This is a genomic window from Pseudosporangium ferrugineum (genome assembly GCF_003002065.1).
GTDB classification, from domain to species: Bacteria; Actinomycetota; Actinomycetes; order Mycobacteriales; family Micromonosporaceae; genus Actinoplanes; species Actinoplanes ferrugineus_A.
The window spans coordinates 80,001-98,369 of the sequence record NZ_PVZG01000019.1 but is presented as its reverse complement, the minus strand read 5'-3'; the positions used below and the strand labels follow the sequence as shown (position 1 = coordinate 98,369).

Here is an 18,369-nt window from a genome sequence, read left to right as displayed (position 1 = left end):
AGCCAATAGACGTGCGCCAGACGCTCGCGCAGACGGGACTCCGGACGCCCGGGCAGCGGGCCCGGCGGCCCGGCGCTCAGGGCATGGCCTTCGCCGACGAGACGGACGGCACCTCGGGCCGGCGGAAGACTGCCAGGTCAGGCAGCGACTCGGGCAAGCGGGAGGCCCGCGGCCCAGCCAGGCGAGGAACCGGCGACTCGCGCAAGCGGGAGGCCCACGGCTCAAGCAGGCGAGGAACCGGCGACTCGGACAGGCCAGAAGCGAGCGGCTCAGGCAAGCGGGAGGCCGGCGGCTCGGGTGGGAGTTGAGGTCCGGCCGGGGCGCGGGTCACGGGGGCGGGAGCGGGAACGTGCCGCCCCGGGCGTGCGGGTCCCAGCCTGCGGCGAGGCCCCGGGCGATCAGTTCGCGGACGTCGTCTGCTGACGGGTGGTCGTACCGGCCCGGCTGTTGGGGCAGGTCCACCTGCAGGGCGCGGCCCGTCTTGCCCGCGCCGAAGATGCGGAGGCGCAGGACTCGGTGGCCCGGGGAGGGGACCGGGCGGGCCTGCCAGCGGTACGGGTGGCCGTCGTGGTGGAGGCGGCGGAGGGGGGCCTTCATGTCAGTGCGGGCCCACGGCGATGATGCGGATCGCCGCGGCGCCTGCCTCGTCGCTGGCGGCGAGGTCGATCTCCGCCTCGATGCCCCAGTCGTGGTCGCCTTCCGGGTCCTCGAAGACCTGGCGGACCTTCCAGACGGCCGGGCCCTGCTCGATGTGCAGGAAGGCCGGGCCGCGGGCCGACGGGCCGGTGCCGACCACCGGGTACTCGGCGTAGTAGTTCTCGAGGGCCTCGATCCAGCGGTCCGTGGTCCAGCCCGACTCGGCGTCGAGGTCGCCCAGGTCCTCGGCGCGGCGCAGGGCGAAGAGTTCGACGCGGCGGAAGAGGGCGTTGCGGACCAGGACGCGGAACGCGCGGGTGTTGCGGGTGACGGCCGGGGGGCGGTCGTCCAGCGGCGACGGTTCGGCGATCTCGGCGCCCGGGTTGCGCAGGCGTTCCCACTCGTCGAGGAGGCTGGAGTCGACCTGGCGGACGAGTTCGCCGAGCCATTCGATCAGGTCCGTCAGTTCTTCCGTACGGGCGTCCTCCGGCACCGTCTGCCGCAGCGCCCGGAACGCGTCGGCGAGGTAGCGCAGCACCAGCCCCTCGGAGCGGGACAGGCCGTAGAAGGACACGTACTCGGTGAAGGTCATCGCGCGCTCGTACATGTCGCGGACGACGGCCTTGGGCTTCAGTTCGTAGTCGGCGACCCAGGGGTGACCGCGGCGGTAGGTCTCGTAGGCGCCCTCGAGCAGGTCCACGAGCGGCTTCGGGTACGTGACCTCCTCCAGCAGTTCCATGCGCTGGTCGTACTCGATGCCCTCGGCCTTCATGGCGTTGACCGCCTCGCCCTTGGCCTTGAACTGCTGGGCCGAGAGCACCTGGCGCGGGTCCTCGAGCGTCGCCTCGATCACCGACACGACGTCGAGGGGGTAGTCGGGCGACTCCCTGTCGAGCAGTTCGAGGCAGGCCAGCGCGAACGGCGACAGCGCCTGGTTCAGGGCGAAGTCGAGCTGAAGGTCGTCGACCAGCCGGTACGCCCCGTCCACGCGCTCGATGACGCCCCCGGCGAGCAGGGCGCGGGCGATCGCGATCGCGCGGCGGATGTGCCGGCGTTGCGCGGCCGGCTCCTCGTGGTTGTCGGTGAGCAGGTGCCGCATCGAGGCGAACGGGTCGCCGCCGCGGGCGATCACGTTGAGCAGCATCGCGTGCGAGACCTGGAAGGAGGAGGTCAGCGGCTCGGGGTCGGCGGCGACGAGGCGGTCGAAGGTGGGCTGACCCCAGCCGATGGTGCCCTCCGGCGGCTTCTTGCGCACCACCTTGCGGCGCTTCTTCGGGTCGTCGCCGGCCTTGGCCAGCATGCGCTCGTTGTCGATCACGTGCTCCGGCGCCTGCACGATGACCGTGCCGAGGGTGTCGTAGCCGGCCCGGCCCGCGCGGCCCGCGATCTGGTGGAACTCGCGGGCCTTCAGCAGCCGGGTGCGCACGCCGTCGTACTTGGACAGGCCGGTGAACAGGACCGTGCGGATCGGCACGTTGATGCCGACGCCGAGGGTGTCCGTACCGCAGATGACCTTGAGCAGGCCCGCCTGGGCGAGCGTCTCCACCAGGCGGCGGTACTTGGGCAGCATGCCCGCGTGGTGCACGCCGATGCCGTGGCGCACGAGCCGCGACAGCGTACGCCCGAAGCCCGCCGTGAACCGGAAGTTGCCCAGCGCGGCGGCGATCGCGTCCTTCTCGGCGCGCGTACACATGTTGATGCTCATCAGCGCCTGCGCCCGCTCCAGGGCCGCCGCCTGGGTGAAGTGGACGATGTAGACCGGCGCCTGGTGGGTGGTGAGCAGCTCCTCGATCGTCTCGTGCAGCGGCGTCATCGCGTACGAGAAGAGGAGCGGGACCGGCCGCTCCGCGTTGGCGACCACCGCGGTCTCACGGCCGGTGCGCCGCGTCAGATCGTCCACGAAGCGGGTGGTGTCGCCGAGGGTGGCCGACATGAGCAGGAACTGCGCCTGGGGCAGCTCGATCAGCGGCACCTGCCAGGCCCAGCCGCGGTCGGGCTCGGCGTAGAAGTGGAACTCGTCCATCACCACCTGGCCGACGTCGGCGTCGGCGCCCTCGCGCAGGGCCAGGTTGGCGAGGATCTCGGCGGTGCAGCAGATGATCGGCGCGTCGGCGTTGACGCTCGCGTCGCCGGTCAGCATGCCCACGTTGTGCGCGCCGAAGACCGCGCAGAGGGCGAAGAACTTCTCCGACACCAGGGCCTTGATCGGCGCGGTGTAGAAGGTGGTGCGCTTTCCGGCCAGCGCGGCGAAGTGCGCGCCGGTCGCGACCAGGCTCTTGCCGGAGCCGGTCGGGGTGTTCAGGATGACGTTCGCCCCGGTGGCGATCTCGATGAGCGCCTCCTCCTGGTGGGGGTAGAGCGTCAGGCCCTGCTCGGCGACCCAGGTCTGGAAGGCGTCGAAGACGGCGTCGGGTTCGGCGGTGCCGGGCAGGCGTTCGGTGAGATTCATGATGCGCCCAGTCTATGAGCAGCACCGGAGCCGGACAGCACCGCGGCCGGGCGCGCTGTGCGCCCGGCCGCGGAAGGGACCCTGCTGTGGATTCGTGCGGGTGATCTACGCGGCGAACGCCGCGTAGATCGGGCCGGCGACGCTGCCCGCGAGGCCGATGACGGCGGCGAAGACGGCGATGGTGGAACCGATTCTCAGGCGCATTCGGGAGCCTTCCTGGTGCTGACTGGCCTCGCTGACAGCAAGATTCGGCCCCGCAGGTTGCCGCCGGGTACGCCCCCGGTTGCGAAACGGTTGCGTGGCGGCCCGGCTCAGCGGGGCCAGCCGGCGAGCCGGGCGCGCAGCCGGTCCACGTCGGCGGCGCCGAGGCCGTACACGGCGAACCGGGCGTCGTCGAGGCGGTCGAGGTAGCGGCCCGCGTCGGCGATGTCGCCGGGCTCCAGGGTGTCGTCGAGGGCGTGGGCGAGCTCGAGCACCCGGTCCAGCGGATAGCGTTCGAGGGCGGCGGCGACGTCGATGTAGTCGCGGACCTCCCGCCGGTTGACCAGGGCGGCGACCTTCGAGGCGACCAGGTCGTCGAGGTGCATGACCGGGCCGACGTCCATCACCACCGGCGCGCGCCGGCGGTCGAGCCGGGTCAGGGTCAGCCGCAGCGCCCGCCGCCCGTCGGCCACGTGGTATTCGCGCAGGTCCTCGTCCATGCCGGCGAACATCTCGTCGGCGACCTCGCGGAACACCTGGTAGCCGGCCGCGGTGAGGGCGCCGGTCACCCCGGCCGCGGCGGCCTCGACCGCCCCGGCCGTGTCGGTGAACAGGTCGATGTCCTCGGTGGGCCGCCGGACCAGGCCGTTGACCAGCCAGGCGACGCCGCCGCCCAGCACGAAGCCGTGCTTCTCCCCCGCGGTGAGGGCGATGGTGGCGACGTCGCGGTAGAAGTCGTCGATGTTCGCGGTCACCCGAGGACCGTAGCGGTCCCGTACGACAGAAATTCCGTCACGGCCGCCCGGGCAGCCGCACGGTGAAGGTCGTGCCGAGGTGTTGCCGGCTGGTGACCTCGATGCGGCCGCCGTGGTCGGTGACGATGCGGTGCGCGATGGTCAGGCCGAGGCCGGTGCCGCCGGTGGCCCGCTGCCGGGCCGGGTCGGCGCGCCAGAACCGGTCGAAGACCCGGGACAGGTCGCCGGGCGCGATGCCCACGCCGTTGTCCTGCACGGTCAGGACCGCCTCGGTGCCCTCGGCGCGGACCCGCAGCAGGACGTGGCCGTCGCGGTCGGTGTAGCGGATGGCGTTGCTCAGCAGGTTGCCGAGGACCTGGCGCAGGCGGTCCGGGTCGGCGTCGACCCAGACCGGCGCGGGCGCGTCGACGGTCAGCGCGACCCCGGCGTCCGCGGCGACGACCCGGTGCGCGGTGGCCCCGCCGGAGACCAGGTCCGCCAGGTCGACCGGCGCGGTCGTGTAGTTCAGGTCGCCGGCCTCGGCCAGCGCGAGCACCTGCAGGTCGTCCAGGATGCGGCGCTGGAGCAGGGTCTCCTCGTGCAGCGACGCGAACAGCTCCCGGCTCGGCTGCACCACGCCGTCGGACAGCCCTTCGAGATAGCCCCGCAGGTTCGACAGCGGCGTACGCATCTCGTGGGCGACGTCGGCGACCAGCCGCCGCTGGCGTTCCTCGCTGCGTTGCAGGGCCTCGGCCATGGCGTTGAACGACGCGGACAGCCGGGCCAGCTCGCTGCCGCCGCCGACCGGGACGCGCACGTCGAGGCGGCCGTCGGCGAGTTCGCGGGAGGCCTCCGTCAGCCGCCGCACGGGCCGGCTGACCCGGCGGGCGATCAGCGCCGTGCCGACCAGGGCCACCGCCACGAGACCGGCCGCGCCGAACGCCGCGGGCCGGCCGAGGGACCCGACGCCGTCGGTGTCGGTGCGGGGACCGAGAAGGAGCTGCAACGGTACGGCGGAAGCCGCGGTCACCGCGCGCGTGAACGAGGAGTACAGGCAGGAGTTGTTCCCCTCCGGCGAGCCCGCCCGCTCGCACTGGCTGTACGTGGCCCACACGCCGTTGATCCACTCCTCGTCGGTGACCACCTTCAGCACCGCCTCCTTGACGCACTCCGGGTTGCGGGTGACCTGCTCCCCGGTCAGGTACGGCGCCTTGTCGATCAGCAGCGCCGGGTCGCCGGTGGCCGCCTTCTCGTCGATGCAGCGGACCGCGATCAGCGCCGCCCGGTACTGGGCCGCCTGCCGCACCATCAGCGCGGGCGGGGAGCCGAAGATGTCATCGGTGGGCTCGGCGCCGAACAGGTCGCGGGGCGTGACCGGCTTGTAGCCCAGGCGTACGGGTGGGGCCCCCGGGTCCGCCAGCTCCGGCGACACCACCCCCGACGCCCCCGGTTCCGTCAGCCTGTCGGCGGCCGCGGCGATCCGCGGGCTCAGCGCGGGGCGCGCGTCGACGCCCAGCGCGGCGCCCTGCACCGGCCCGGACGGGCGGCCCTGCATGGTGTCCGAGTCGACCAGCACCAGGCCGTCCCCGGTGCGGAGCTGGATGTGCAGCCGGGTCGCGGTGGCCAGCCCGGCCACCACCCGGTCCAGGCCGGGCCAGCGACCGCGGAGCAGCCCGAAGCGCTGCACCGCGTCGACGATCGTCGTCTGATGCTGCACCGAGGCCCGCTGCGAGCGCTCGACCTCCCGCGAGGTGAGGCTGAGCGTCAGCCAGGCGGTCGCCCCGATCGCGGTCACCGCCACGATCATCACCAGCATGAAGATGCGCAGCCGGAAACTCACTGCTCGGCCATCCGGTATCCGCGGCCGTAGACGGTCTGGACGTACCGGGGCTCGGCCGGGTTGGCCTCGATCTTGCGGCGCAGGTTCACCACGTGGGCGTCGACCGTACGCTCGGACACCTCCTGCTCGAAGCCGAAGGTCTTGTCGATGATCTGCCCGCGGGTGAAGACCCGCCCGGGCTCGCGGGCGAGCAGCTCGACGATGCCGAACTCCTTGGCGGTGAGGTTCACCGGCACGCCACCGACGCGGACCTCGAAGCGGCCGGCGTCGATCTCCAGGTCGCCGACCCGCAGCACCGGCGAGGGGCCGTCGGCGGCGCCCGTGCGGCGCAGCAGTGCGCGGACCCGGGCGGTCAGCTCCCGCGGGCTCACCGGCTTGGCCAGGTAGTCGTCGGCGCCGATGTCGAGCCCGAGCAGCATGTCGTTCTCCGACGAGCGGGCGGTCACCAGCAGGATGGCCACGTTCGACTCGGCCCGCAGAATCCGGCACACGTCGAGACCGTCGACCAGCGGCATCATCACGTCGAGCACGACGAGGTCCGGCCGGCGGGCGCGAGCCTGCTCGAGGGCGGCCCGACCGTCACCGACCGTCAGCACCTGATGGCCCTCGCGCTCGAGGTACAGGCGAATGAGCTGGGCATGCTTCGGATCGTCGTCGGCCACGAGAATGCGTGCGGTCACCGTCGGATTCTGGCTCAGGACCTCCTCGGGGGCCAACAAATGTGCGGATCCGATGAAGATCCGCTCCGATTCCGGTGCCGGTCCGGATCTCGGCGGCTTCTTCATCACTTCTTCACCACGCCCCGCCTACGTTTCGCCGCGCAAGTCGCCACAACGACAGGAGTGACGAGATGTGTGGTCTGAGCGTGTTCGTCAGCAGCCGCCCCCACGCCGGGGTGCCCGACGCGGAGTCGGCGGCGGTCTTCGCAAGCGCGCTGGAGACGATGCACCACCGCGGCCCGGACGACACCCAGGTGGAGTTCGGCGACGGCGTCGCTTTCGGCTTCAAGCGCCTCGCCATCATCGACCGCGCGGAAAGCGCCCAGCCGGCCCACTACCCGGTCGACGGCCCGCAGGCCGGGCGCTGGACGGTGGTCTTCAACGGCGAGATCTACAACTACCGCGAGCTGCGCGCCGACCTGATCCGCGAGCACCGGGCGACGTTCGCCACCCAGGGTGACTCCGAGGTGCTCGCCGCGGCGTTCCACTACTGGGGCGCCGCCGCGCTGTCCCGGCTGCGCGGCATGTTCGCGTTCGTCGCGTACGACCACTTCACCCGGACCCTGCACGCGGCCCGCGACCCGTTCGGCATCAAGCCGCTGTACGTGCTGGAGACCTCCGACGGCCTGTTCCTGGCCAGCGAGCGCAAGGCGTTGCTGCCGTTCAGCGGCGACTCCGGCGCGGCCCTGGACACCGACGCGCTGGCCCACTACCTGACGTTCCAGTACGTGCCGGACCCGCTGAGCCTGCACCGGCACGTGCGGCGGCTGCCGCCGGGGCACCGGATGACCTGGACCCCCGGCGGCGGCCTGCGCCAGGAGCGCTACTTCCGGCCCTCGCTGCGGCCGCTGCACGTGCAACCGGAGGCGGCGTACCACGCGATCCGGGACGCGCTGCGGGACAGCGTCCGCAAGCACCTGCACGCGGAGGTGCAGGTCGGCGCGTTCCTGTCCAGCGGTGTCGACTCGTCGGCGATCGTGGCCCTGGCCCGGGAGAGCAAGCCGGACCTGCACGCGTTCACGGCCGGCTTCGCCCACGAGGGCTACTCGGAGATCGAGATCGCCCAGGACACCGCCGAGCAGCTCGGGGTGCGCCTGACCCCGACCGTCGTGACCGAGGACGACGTCCTGCGCGAGCTGCCCCGCATCGTCCAGCTCCTCGACGACCCGGTGGCCGACCCGTCGCTGATCCCGCTCTACTTCCTCGCGCAGACGGCGTCGCGCTACGTGACCGTGGTGCTCTCCGGCGAGGGCTCCGACGAGCTGTTCGGCGGCTACACCATCTACCGCGAGCCGATGTCGCTGGCCGGCATCGAGCGGCTGCCCGCCGGGATGAAGCGCGGCCTGCGCAACCTGTCGCACGTCATGCCGGAGGGCATGCGCGGCCGCAGTTTCCTCGAGCGCGGCACGACGCCGATCGAGGAGCGCTACTACGGCAACGCGCGGATCTTCGGGCCGGAGGAGAAGTCCCAGCTCATGCGCTTCACGGCCGAACCGCACACCGCCATCACCGCCCATCTGTACGCCGAGACGGCCGACGTCGACCCGGTCGCGTCGATGCAGTACGTCGACCTGCACACCTGGTTGCAGGGCGACATCCTGGTGAAGGCGGACCGGATGTCGATGGCGCACTCGCTGGAACTGCGCGTACCGTTCCTCGACCAGGCGGTCTACGCGGCCGCCGCGGGCCTGCCCACCGAGCTCAAGCTGCCGCACGGCAACAAGACGACCAAGCACGCCCTGCGCGAGGCGATGCGCGGCATCGTCCCCGAGTCGGTCCGCGACCGGCGCAAGCTGGGCTTCCCCACCCCGACCCGGCTGTGGCTCAAGGGTGGCATCGGCGACTGGGTCGGCGCGTTGTTCGACAGCTCGCAGACCGGCCACCTGCTGGACCTCGGGTACGCGCAGCGGCTGCTCAAGGACCACCGCGCCGGCGTCGCCGACCACTCCCGCAAGGTCTGGACGGTGGCGATGTTCTGCCTCTGGCACGCGATCACGGTGGAGAAGACCATCGACCCTTCTCCGGTACGCGCCCCCGCGGTCGTGTGACGGCTCCCTCAACCCGCCGCGGCGGGGGCCGATGGTCGGACGTGAGACGGATCCGGTGGGCGGCGGCGGCCCTGGCGCTGCTCGGCGTGGCGGCGTGCGGCCCGGTGCCGCCCGCCGTCCCCCGGCCCGCGGCCGCGCCGCAGGCCTCCCGCGCCGTACCGGTCGGGAAGGTCACGTATCCGGCGCGTGGCACCGGGGAGTGGCGCACCGCACCCGCCTCGGCGCGGACCGCCGGGGAGCGCGGGCCGCTGCTGCGCTACCGGGTGCTGGTCGAGCGGGACATCAGGGGCCTGTCCGCCGCCGCGTTCGCCGCCACGGTGACCTCGGCGCTCGCCGACCCGCGCGGCTGGACCGCCGGCGGCACGCTGCGGCTGCGCCGGTCCGGGCCGGGGATGCCGTACGATTTCACGATCTTTCTGGCCACCCCGCGGACCCGGGACGCGCTGTGCGGGCACGGCACGGACGGGTTCACGTCCTGCCGCCACGGCGACCGGGTGGTGCTGAACGTGGCCCGCTGGGTCAAGGGCGTGCCGGGCTACGGCGCCCCGCTGTCGGTCTACCGGCAGTACATGGTCAACCACGAGGTCGGGCACCGCCTGGGCCACGGTCACGAGCGGTGCCCGGGCCGCGGGCGTCCGGCGCCGGTCATGCAGCAGCAGACGCTCGGCCTGCACGGCTGCGACCCGAACCCCTGGCCCTACCGGGCGGGCGAACGGTACGCCGGACCGTCCGGCGCGTACGCCGATCGCCTGCCCGCCCCCGACCGCGGCCGGCGGTAAACCGGTTGCGGCCCGGCACGGGGCCGGTCATCGTGGTCCGCATGATGATCGCTGACCGAAAGGGCGTGCGCGCCCTCGCGCGTTGACCGCCACCGCGCGGCGCAGGAGCGCCGCCGCCGTCCTGGACCACTGGCACCGCGCCGACGCCTGGCGCCGGGAATGGCTCGAGGTGGGACTCGCCACCGAGCCGGCCGACCGGGAGACCGCCGAACACGTCCTGACCCGTTTCTACCGCCGGCACGGCCGCGGCCGGCCCCGGTTCGCCTGGGTGGACTCGCCCGCCGCCGGGCTCCCGCTCACCGCCGGCATCCCCGGCCACGACGACCTGCACGCCTGGCTGCGGCCCCGGCCACCGTCCGGCCGCCCGCCGATCGCCGTCGACCTCGCCGCGAGCTGGTCCCGCCTGCTGGCCGCCCTCGACGCCGCCGCCGACCACCCCGACTTGGAGGCGCCCCGGCCCCGGGGCGACAAGCCGTGGCCGGAGCTGCCGCCCGTGCCGGCCCTGGAGGCCGGGGTGCCGCTGCGGATCGTGCTGCGCCGGGGCGTCCGCGAGTCGCTGTGGACGGCCCTGCTGCGCGACGTCGCGCTGCCGGTCCGGTCCGCCCTCGGACCCCCGGCCACCCTCCCGATCTGCTGGTACGGCCAGCAGGACGCGTCCTGGATCGCCCACCACGACATCCTGCGGCGGCTCGGCCTGTCCCGGCCGGCCACCCGCGAGGCGGAGCGGCTCGACGAGTGGGCCGCCCTGGCCCGCGCCACCGGGTGGTGGTGGCCCGGCGACGAGGTGTGCGTGATGGTGGAACGGCCGGCGGGCATCGGCGCCGCCGGGGTGCGCTACCGCGCCGGGTGAGCCCTCACCGGGCGCTCCCCCGGTCGGGCGGCGGCATCCTGTCGTCGTAGACGCCGGAGGCGCCCGCGTAGCGCTCACCCTCGCGGTACGGCCACGGATTGGCGGTGCAGCCGTGCAGGCCGAGCGTCTGCTGCTGCATCACGGGTGCGGGCCGGCCGCGGCCCGGGCACCGCTCATGGCCCTGGCCCAGGCGGTGCCCGACCTCGTGGTTGACCATGTACTGCCGGTAGACCGACAGCGGGGCGCCGTAGCCCGGCACGCCCTTGACCCAGCGGGCCACGTTCAGCACCACCCGGTCGCCGTTGCGGCAGGACGTGTAGCCGTCCGGCACGTCCTGGCACAGCTCGTCGCGCGTGGCGGGGGTGACCAGGTAGATCGTGAAGTCGTACGGCTCCCGGGCCCCCACCCGCCGGAACTCCCGGTCGCCGCCGGCCGTCCAGCCGCGCGGGTCGGCGAGGGTGGCGCGGACGGTCGCGGCGAACGTACCGGGGCTGATGCCCTTGATGTCCTTCTCCACCAGGACCCGGTAGCGCAGCGCGGACCCGCCGCCGGGGTCCTTCTCCGCCCGGGCGGCGGAGAAGGCGCCGGTTCCCTCGCGGGGGTAGGTGACCTGCACCGGCCGGGACGGGGCGACGGACCGCTCGCCGGGAGTCGTCGGCCGGGGCGCCGGCGGGGATGGCGCGCCGCCGGCGGCCGAGCCGCATCCGGCGAGCAGGGCGGCCGCGAGGGCCGCGGGGACGACGCGAACGCGGACGGGCATGGGCTCTCTCCTTCGCACCGGGAACCGGTTGTGCGCAGGGAGAGACTGGTGAGGGCCGCGAATAGTTGATCGAGGACGATGTCAACCTTTTCGGCGGCCCGGACGTCCTAGCTCGGCCGTCGATCGCGGCCGGGGGCGGCCTACCTCACATTCCCGTCGCCGGCTCGCCGCCCGGCGCGGCCGGGATGGGCCGCGCGGGTCCGCGGCCGGGACCGGGTGCCGGCGCGGACGAGGCGCGGCGGGCCGCTACCGCGTCGAGCCCGGCGCCGACGCCTTCGGCCGGGGTGGGGCCGGCATCGACGCCTTCGGCTGGGGTGGGGCGGGCGCCGACGCCTTCGGCCGGGGTGGGGCCGGCATCGACGCCTTCGGCTGGGGTGGGGCGGGCGCCGACGCCTTCGGCTGGGGTGGGGCCGGCATCGACGCCTTCGGCTGGGGTGGGGCGGGCGCCGGTGCGTTCGGCGCCGATGCCCGCGGTGACCACGAAGGCGATGCCGGCCACCGCGGCCCAGCCGGGGCGCTGGCCGAGTACGAGCAGGCCGATGAGCAGGGCAAACGCCGGTTCCAGGCTCATCAGCGTGCCGAACGCCGCGGTGGTCAGCCGGCGCAGCGCCAGGAACTCCAGCGCGAACGGCACCACCGGCAGCAGGACCGCCAGGGCCAGCCCGATCAGCAGCAGCTGCCAGGTGAGCACGGCGAACACCGACGGGCCGGCCACCAGCGTGGCGACCAGGGCCGCCACCGGCATCGACACGGCCAAACCCTGGAAACCCGAGACGCCGTCGCCGACGCGCTGGGTCAGCAGGATGTACGCCGCCCAGCACACCGCCGCGGCCAGCGCGAAGCCGACGCCGAAGAGGTCCGTGCCGCCGTGCCACGGCTCGGTCAGCAGCACCACGCCGACCGCGGCCAGGGCCGGCCACAGCTTCGTGCCCCGGCGGCCACGGACCACCGCGACGCCGAGCGGGCCGAGGAACTCGAGGGCGCTGGCCGTACCGAGCGGCAGGCGCGACACCGCCGCCATGAACAGGATCGTCACGCCGGCCGTCACCACGCCCAGCGCCACGGACGCGAGCAGCGCCGGGCGGCCGAACGAGCCCGGACGCGGCCGGACCAGGACGAGCAGGATGACGCCGGCCCAGGCGAGCCGCAGCCACGCGGTGCCCTCGGGGCCGAGCCGGTCGAGCAGCCCGACGGACGCCGCCAGGCCCAGCTGGACCAGGAGCATCGAGGCGAGGGCCATGGCCGTACCGGAGCGGGTTTGCTGGCCCATCGGTCCAGTAGAGGCCGCCCGAACGTTCGCGTCCACGTGATAATCCTGGACGTACCGTCAAGGTTTCCCGGACGATGACGGGGTGGAGACCCGCCGCCTGCGCCTACTGCTCGAACTGTCCCGGCGCGGATCGATGCGTGCGGTCGCCGATGCGATGCACCTCACCACCTCGACCGTGTCCCAGCAGCTCGCCGTCCTGGCCCGGGAGGCGGGCGCGACCCTCGTCGAGCCGGACGGGCGCCGCGTCCGGCTCACCCCCGCCGGGCGGCGACTGGCCGGGCACGCGGTCACCATCCTGGCAGCGGTCGAGGCGGCGCGCCTCGACCTCACCCCCGGCGCGGAGCCGTCCGGCCAGGTGCGGGTGGCGGGCTTCGCTACCGGCGTACGCCGGAGCCTGCTGCCGGTGGCGGCCACCCTCGCGCGCGACCACCCCCGGGTCGGCCCGCGGATCCACGAGCACGAGCCGGCCGAGGCGTTCGACCTGCTCGCGGCCGACGCCATGGACCTGATCCTCACGTACGACTACAACCTCGCCCCGGTGGCGTTCGACCCGTCGGTGGAGGTGTTCCCGCTGTGGGAGACGCCGTGGGCGCTCGCGGTGGCGGAGGCGGCCCCGGGTACGCGCCTGGCCGACTTCGCCGAGGCGGACTGGATCGTCAACTCGCGCAACACCGCCGACGAGGACGTGGTCCGTACGGTGGCTTCGCTGGAGGGGTTCGCGCCGCGCATCCGGCACCGGGCGGACAGTCTCGAGCTGGTGGAGGACCTGATCCTGGCGGGGCTGGGGTGGCGCTGGTGCCGGACCGGCGGCCCGCGGCGCCCGGGGTGCGGTTGCTGGCACTGGGGACCGAGCCGGTGCTGCTGCGCAGCTATGCCGTGACCCGGCGGGGGCGCGCCGGGTGGGCGCCGCTCGCGCTGGTCCTGGACCTGCTCCGGGCCCCGCTCGGCCCGGGGCCCTGATGCCGACCTGGGCCATTCCGGGCCGTTCCGGTCTGGCCCGTCCTGCCTGGCCGGGCCGGTCTGGCCCGTCCCGCCTGGTCTGGCTGGTCTGGATCGGGGACCTTGCTCGGAGGTCCTGCTGGGCGGAGGGTCAGCCGGCGCGGCGGCGGGCGCGGCGGGCGGCCAGCTCGTCGCCGGCCGCGGGTTCGGCGGGGGTACCGACCGGCTGCGGCGCGGTGGCCGGCTCGGCCGGCAGGTGCGACAGCGAGCCCTGGATCTCCTTGAACGCACCGCCGATGGCGATGCCGAAGACGCCCTGGCCGCCCTGGAGCAGATCGACGACCTCCTCGGGCGAGCGGCACTCGTACACGGTCGTGCCGTCGGAGATCAGTGTGATGCCGGCCAGGTCCTCGACCCCGCGCGACCGCAGCGTCTCGATCGCCTTGCGGATGTTCTGCAGCGAGACCCCGGCGTCGAGCAGGCGCTTGACCACCTTGAGCACGACCAGGTCCCGGAATGAGTAGAGGCGCTGGGTCCCCGAGCCGGAAGCGTCCCGGATACTGGGCACGACCAGGGTGGTACGGGCCCAGTAGTCGAGCTGGCGGTAGCTGATCCCGACCGCCTGACACGCGGTGACCCCGCGATACCCAACCTCGCCGTCCTCGCCGACGAAAGGACCCTCCTGAGGATCTGAGTCGTGCACGCGACTACCTCCCCGCTGCGCGGTGCCGCTTTCACCTGGACTTCACGAGCCTATAACTCAGCGTGCCCGGAAACAGGGAGGTAATGCCGCGACACGCCGCGTACGGACGACCGGGCCTGTGGTGACCGTCGATGCAACAACCCCGAAATCCGGCCCTTGGCGAGCGGAAAGGCACGCAGTGCCCGGTTCCGCTCCGCGGACGGCGAACCGGCCCGGCCCGGACTTGTCACATCCCGCCCGGGCGCGCCGCGAACCCGTATCGGTCCCGCTGCGGTGGCGGTGCTGCGGCGGCATCGGCGCGAAGCTGCGAGGCCGCTGCGGCGGTCCAGGGGCGGCGGTTCCGGGAGGCGGCGGTTCCGGGAGGCGGCGGTTCCGGGAGGCGGCGGTTCCGGGAGGCGGCGGTTCCGGGCGCTTCGAAGCGGGCCGGAAAAGCCGGGTGGGCCGGAAAACCGGGTGGCCGGGTGGGCCGGTCAGCCGGCGAAGTCCTCCGGGCGGACCTGGTCGAGGAACTCGCGGAACTTCTCGACCTCGTCCTCCTGCTCGTCCGGGATGACGATGCCCGCCTCCGTCAGCACCTGGTCGGCGCAGCGGATCGGGGCTCCTACCCGCAGGGCCAGGGCGATCGAGTCGCTCGGGCGGGCGGACACGCGCAGGTCGTCGCCGATCAGGAGGTCGGCGTAGAAGACGTTCTCCTTGAGTTCGGTGATCTCCACGGCCTTCAGCGGCGCCTCGAGGGCCGCCAGGACGTCGCGGAGGAGGTCGTGGGTCAGGGGCCGGGCCGGCTTCACGCCCTGCTGCTCGTACGCGATGGCGGTCGCCTCCACCGCGCCGATCCAGATCGGCAGGTAACGATCGCCGTCGACCTCCCTGAGCAGGACGATCGGTTGGTTGCTGGGCAGCTCTACCCGAACCCCGACCACGCTCAGCTCGCGCACCGCCCGCCTCCGTGTCGCACGTCGTCGCCGCCCCGTCGGGCCCCGGTGGAACGGGGACCGTCAGGCTGTTTCCCGCCCTATCCTGCACGGTACACGGACGCCCCGGGACAAGCGCCACACGAGGTCCGTGTCCGATCCCACTGCGCATACCCTTCCGGGCGGTGCCGAACCGCCCGGTCGTCACGGGACGACGCCGCAGGTCGCGGGCGTCCTCCGGACGATCTTGCCGGGGCTCACCGGGCGGGCCGCCGGGCGCCGCCGGTTCAGCGCTCGGCGTAATACCCCGCCGGCCCGGCGTGGCCCCGGGCCGGAAAAGCCGCGTCCGGGGTAGCAGAACACACCGCCCGGGCACCGAGGCACCGACCGGAGCACGAGGCTCAAGCACCGACCGCGACGGGCAGCCTCGGCAGCGCGCCACGGACCGGATGCGCGGCCGGGAGTCGCCGCCCGGATGCGCGGCCGGGAGTCGCCGGCTCAGCGGCCCAGCGTGTCCCGCAGTCCCGCCCGCACCAGGGCCGCGTGCAGCCGCTGCGACAGGGCCTGCAACTCCCGGGCCGTCTCGGCCGCCCGGGCCTTCGCCGCCGGGTCCTGCTGGCGTACCAGCGGGGCCAGGAGCTGGGTGAACAGCCCGAGTTCGCGGTCCGCCCCGGCGCGGAACGCCCGCAGGTGGCGCACCTCCAGGCCGTGCCGGGTCAGGCCGACCACGGCCTCCACGATCACCACGGCGTCGCCGTCGTACCAGCCCGGGGGGCGGGAGGAGACCAGGCCGATCTGCTCGAGCTCGGTGAGGAGCTGCTCCGCGATGCCCGTACGTTCGACCAGGTCGGCGCGGGAGACCCGGGTGTCCGCGGTGTCCGCGGCCACCTCCGTCTCGGAGCCCACCGCCACCAGCGAGGGGCGCTGGTGGCCGATCGGGTCCTCGCCGCGTTCGAGCGCCTCCAGCTGCTCGCGGATGACCCGCAGCGGCAGATACTGGTCGCGCTGGGCGGTCAGGACGAACCGCAGCCGGGCCACGTCGTTCCACGAGTACTTGCGGTAGCCGGAGGCGGTGCGCTGGGGGTCTACCAGCCCTTCCGCCTCCAGGAACCGGAGCTTGGAGATCGTCGTGTCGGGGAACTCCGTGCGCAGCTGGGCCAGTACCTCCCCGATGCTCATCAGCGCGACGTCACGACCCGGGCGTGCGCCCGGGTCGTGTGCGGCCGCCCCCGCCGGGTTCACGCCCGGCCGCCCTCGCCCTCCGGCCGCGGACCGGCGATGAAGACCAGGCGGAACTTGCCGATCTGGACCTCGTCGCCGTTGCTCAGCGTCGCGGACTCGACCCGTTCCCGGTTCACGTACGTGCCGTTGAGCGAGCCGACGTCGCGGACCGTGAAGGTGCCCTCGTCGCGGTGGAACTCGGCGTGCCGGCGCGAGACCGTCACGTCGTCCAGGAAGATGTCACTGTCGGGGTGCCGCCCGCTCGTGGTCACGTCGTGGTCCAGCAGGAACCGCGCACCCGCGTTGGGACCACGGCGCACCACCAGCAGGGCCATTCCGGGCGGCAGCGAGCCGGACATCCGGCTCGGCACCACGTCGGTCTCGGGTCCCTCGAGCACCTCGTCGAGCGCTCCGAGGTTCAGCGTGGACGTGACGTCGAGCGGGGGGAACTCGTCGTCTGGGCGCGTCATGGACCACCTCACGGATCTGTTTCGGTCGCCGCCCGACGACGATGGGTGAGCGAGCCGGACGTGAGGTCCGGAGCGCAGCGCCCCCGCCGCCGCTGCCCGGTGCTCCGGACGTACGACTATCGGTTTCGAAGTAATAACAGTTCTACATGTGCCCCGCGAGCCTAGTCAGCACCGAAATACCGGGCAACCAGACGCGCGGACGTTGCCCGGACGACCCACGCGAACGCGGCTCAGCCGTCGGTCAGTGCCTTGTACGCCTCGGCGTCCAGCAGGCCGGAGAGCGCACCGGGGTCGTCCGGGGCGATCTCGACCAGCCAGCCGGCCGCGTACGGCTCGGCGTTGATCAGCTCGGGTTCGTCGGCCAGCGTCGCGTTGCGGGCCACCACGGTGCCCGACACGGGCGCGTACAGCTCCGAGACGCTCTTGGTCGACTCGATCTCGCCGAGCTGGTCACCGGCCTGCACCGCCGTGCCCTCCTCGGGCAGCTGCACGTAGACGATGTCGCCGAGCGCGTCCTGCGCGAAGTGGGTGATGCCCACCCGCACGGGACCGCTGCCGTCGCCGGACACCCACTCGTGCTCGGCCGTGTACCGCAGATCCTCGGGAATCACACATTCCTCCGTTGAGAAGCGCGCCCGTTCATGAGACCGGGCGCGCGTACTGCAGGCTGGCGGGCTGGCGCACCGCGGCCACGTCGACCGCCGTGCGTTGCTCCATGGTCACGTTACCGCCGGCCTGGCTCACCGACGCCACCACCCCACCGGGGATCTGCAGCGCGGTCTGCATCGTGGCCGGCACCCCGATCACCCAGAGGGTGTACGGGCCGCTGAGCTGCTTGCCGTCGACGACGATCTCCCCGCCGTCGGCGTCGACGAAGTACGACGAGGCGACGATGCGCACCGACACGCCGTTGTTGCCGACCAGCTCCATCACCTCGCCGCCGGCGCCGCGCAGCTCCTGCACGGCGTTCAGCAGCTGCGAGGCCTTGATCAGCTGGCCCCGCGGGTCGATCGTGATCTTGAGTCCGGGCCCCTTCGCGGGCAGCGTGCCGGAGAGCAGCCCGAGCTCGCCGGCCCGCTTGTCGGCCTCGGCCAGCGCGGCCTGCCGCCCGGCGACGCCGGAGGTCAGCTGCCGCTGGCTCTCCTCCAGCGTGTTGATCTCCTGCTGCAGCCGCTGGTCGCGGGCCTCGAGGTCGGACAGGATCCGGACCAGGTCCTCCTGCCGCGCCGACGCCAGGCCGGAGTCGGCGTCGTTGCTGCGCAGCTGCACCACCAGCGTGAAGCCGAACAGGGCCAGCAGGACCCAGATGAGCGCCCCGGCCGACGACATCCGCCGCCACGGAGCAGAAGCCTTCTCCGGTACGCCGTCAGCCGGCTCACCGCCTCCGGAGGACGCCGGGGCGGGTGGATCACCGGCCGATTCCGCGGCGGCGGGCGCGGGATCGGACGCGGCGGCAGTGGGCGCGGCATCCTCGGCAGCGGGTCCGGCGGCGGGCGGGCGCCGCAGCTTCACCGTCTCCCGGTCCCCCACGTCGGCGAGCACCGCCTCCACCGGCACCCTGACCGTCGGCTCGTCGTCCTCCGGAGGCGCCGAGCCGGCCGCGGACGAACCGGAAGCGAGGTCGTCGCCAAACGGACCGGAGCCGGGGTCATCGCCAAACGGACCGGAGGCGAGGTCGTCCCCGGACGGACCGGAGCCGAGGTCGTCCGCGGACGGACCGGAGGAAAGGGCGTCCGCCGGCGGCTCGGAGGCAGGGGCGTCCGCCGGCGCGGGACGCTCCGGCACCGCCATGAAGTCGAACGTGTCCGGCGGCGTCCGCGGGTCCTTGTCGTCGCTCAT

17 protein-coding genes are annotated in these 18,369 nt (G+C 73.5%); 4 read left to right on the top strand and 13 right to left on the bottom strand.

Annotated elements, in window-relative coordinates; all coding sequences use genetic code 11:
* Positions 1 to 327: 327 nt before the first annotated feature.
* The 5 genes from CLV70_RS31185 to CLV70_RS31165 form a co-directional block, all read right to left on the bottom strand.
* Positions 328 to 597, bottom strand: coding sequence for a hypothetical protein (locus CLV70_RS31185; RefSeq protein WP_106130206.1), 270 nt, complete (start codon positions 595 to 597; stop codon positions 328 to 330).
* Position 598: 1 nt separating this feature from the next.
* Positions 599 to 3,085, bottom strand: coding sequence for a DEAD/DEAH box helicase (locus CLV70_RS31180; RefSeq protein WP_106130205.1), 2,487 nt, complete (start codon positions 3,083 to 3,085; stop codon positions 599 to 601).
* Between the two features lie 311 nt (positions 3,086 to 3,396).
* Positions 3,397 to 4,041, bottom strand: coding sequence for a nucleotidyl transferase AbiEii/AbiGii toxin family protein (locus CLV70_RS31175; RefSeq protein ID WP_106130204.1), 645 nt, complete (start codon positions 4,039 to 4,041; stop codon positions 3,397 to 3,399).
* 37 nt (positions 4,042 to 4,078) lie between these two features.
* Positions 4,079 to 5,860 carry a sensor histidine kinase gene (locus CLV70_RS41845; RefSeq protein ID WP_211303955.1) on the bottom strand — a complete coding sequence of 594 codons (1,782 nt, stop codon included), beginning with the start codon at positions 5,858 to 5,860 and terminating at the stop codon, positions 4,079 to 4,081.
* Positions 5,857 to 6,540, bottom strand: a complete 684-nt coding sequence (locus CLV70_RS31165) for a response regulator transcription factor (RefSeq protein ID WP_106130237.1) — start codon at positions 6,538 to 6,540, stop codon at positions 5,857 to 5,859. The genes CLV70_RS41845 and CLV70_RS31165 overlap by 4 nt, the downstream gene beginning before the upstream one ends.
* A 170-nt stretch (positions 6,541 to 6,710) precedes the next feature.
* Between CLV70_RS31165 and asnB the strand changes: the two genes are divergently transcribed.
* The 3 genes from asnB to CLV70_RS31150 all read left to right on the top strand — a co-directional run bounded on the left by asnB (position 6,711) and on the right by CLV70_RS31150 (position 10,256).
* Positions 6,711 to 8,627 carry an asparagine synthase (glutamine-hydrolyzing) gene (gene asnB / locus CLV70_RS31160; RefSeq protein ID WP_106130203.1) on the top strand — a complete coding sequence of 639 codons (1,917 nt, stop codon included), beginning with the start codon at positions 6,711 to 6,713 and terminating at the stop codon, positions 8,625 to 8,627.
* Between the two features lie 41 nt (positions 8,628 to 8,668).
* Positions 8,669 to 9,406: a DUF3152 domain-containing protein gene (locus CLV70_RS31155; protein ID WP_106130202.1), complete on the top strand. Its 738-nt coding sequence runs from the start codon at positions 8,669 to 8,671 to the stop codon at positions 9,404 to 9,406.
* Positions 9,407 to 9,488: 82 nt separating this feature from the next.
* Complete coding sequence (locus CLV70_RS31150) at positions 9,489 to 10,256, top strand: DUF6745 domain-containing protein (RefSeq protein ID WP_106130201.1); 768 nt, start codon at positions 9,489 to 9,491, stop codon at positions 10,254 to 10,256.
* Positions 10,257 to 10,260: 4 nt separating this feature from the next.
* Here the strand turns inward: CLV70_RS31150 and CLV70_RS31145 are convergent, their stop codons facing one another.
* The gene (locus CLV70_RS31145; RefSeq protein WP_106130200.1) at positions 10,261 to 11,016 is read right to left on the bottom strand and encodes a DUF3152 domain-containing protein; all 756 of its coding nucleotides are present in this window, start codon (positions 11,014 to 11,016) and stop codon (positions 10,261 to 10,263) included.
* A gap of 145 nt (positions 11,017 to 11,161) precedes the next feature.
* Positions 11,162 to 12,286: an EamA family transporter gene (locus CLV70_RS31140; RefSeq protein ID WP_245908565.1), complete on the bottom strand. Its 1,125-nt coding sequence runs from the start codon at positions 12,284 to 12,286 to the stop codon at positions 11,162 to 11,164.
* 82 nt (positions 12,287 to 12,368) lie between these two features.
* Here CLV70_RS31140 and CLV70_RS31135 point away from each other — a divergent pair, with 82 nt between their 5' ends.
* Complete coding sequence (locus tag CLV70_RS31135) at positions 12,369 to 13,166, top strand: LysR family transcriptional regulator (protein WP_211303953.1); 798 nt, start codon at positions 12,369 to 12,371, stop codon at positions 13,164 to 13,166.
* Between the two features lie 210 nt (positions 13,167 to 13,376).
* Here the strand turns inward: CLV70_RS31135 and CLV70_RS31130 are convergent, their stop codons facing one another.
* The 6 genes from CLV70_RS31130 to CLV70_RS41385 form a co-directional block, all read right to left on the bottom strand.
* The gene (locus tag CLV70_RS31130) at positions 13,377 to 13,928 is read right to left on the bottom strand and encodes a MerR family transcriptional regulator (protein WP_106130199.1); all 552 of its coding nucleotides are present in this window, start codon (positions 13,926 to 13,928) and stop codon (positions 13,377 to 13,379) included.
* A 470-nt stretch (positions 13,929 to 14,398) separates the two neighbouring features.
* The gene (locus CLV70_RS31125; RefSeq protein WP_106130198.1) at positions 14,399 to 14,863 is read right to left on the bottom strand and encodes a bifunctional nuclease family protein; all 465 of its coding nucleotides are present in this window, start codon (positions 14,861 to 14,863) and stop codon (positions 14,399 to 14,401) included.
* A gap of 474 nt (positions 14,864 to 15,337) precedes the next feature.
* Positions 15,338 to 16,018: a transcriptional regulator FtsR gene (gene ftsR / locus CLV70_RS31120; protein WP_245908564.1), complete on the bottom strand. Its 681-nt coding sequence runs from the start codon at positions 16,016 to 16,018 to the stop codon at positions 15,338 to 15,340.
* Positions 16,019 to 16,077: 59 nt separating this feature from the next.
* Positions 16,078 to 16,530 carry an oxoglutarate dehydrogenase inhibitor Odhl gene (odhI, locus tag CLV70_RS31115; protein WP_106130196.1) on the bottom strand — a complete coding sequence of 151 codons (453 nt, stop codon included), beginning with the start codon at positions 16,528 to 16,530 and terminating at the stop codon, positions 16,078 to 16,080.
* Positions 16,531 to 16,760: 230 nt separating this feature from the next.
* A complete protein-coding gene (gene gcvH / locus CLV70_RS31110; RefSeq protein ID WP_106130195.1) occupies positions 16,761 to 17,141 on the bottom strand; it encodes a glycine cleavage system protein GcvH in 381 nt (126 codons plus the stop codon).
* A gap of 28 nt (positions 17,142 to 17,169) precedes the next feature.
* Positions 17,170 to 18,369, bottom strand: a complete 1,200-nt coding sequence (locus CLV70_RS41385; RefSeq protein WP_245908563.1) for a DUF881 domain-containing protein — start codon at positions 18,367 to 18,369, stop codon at positions 17,170 to 17,172.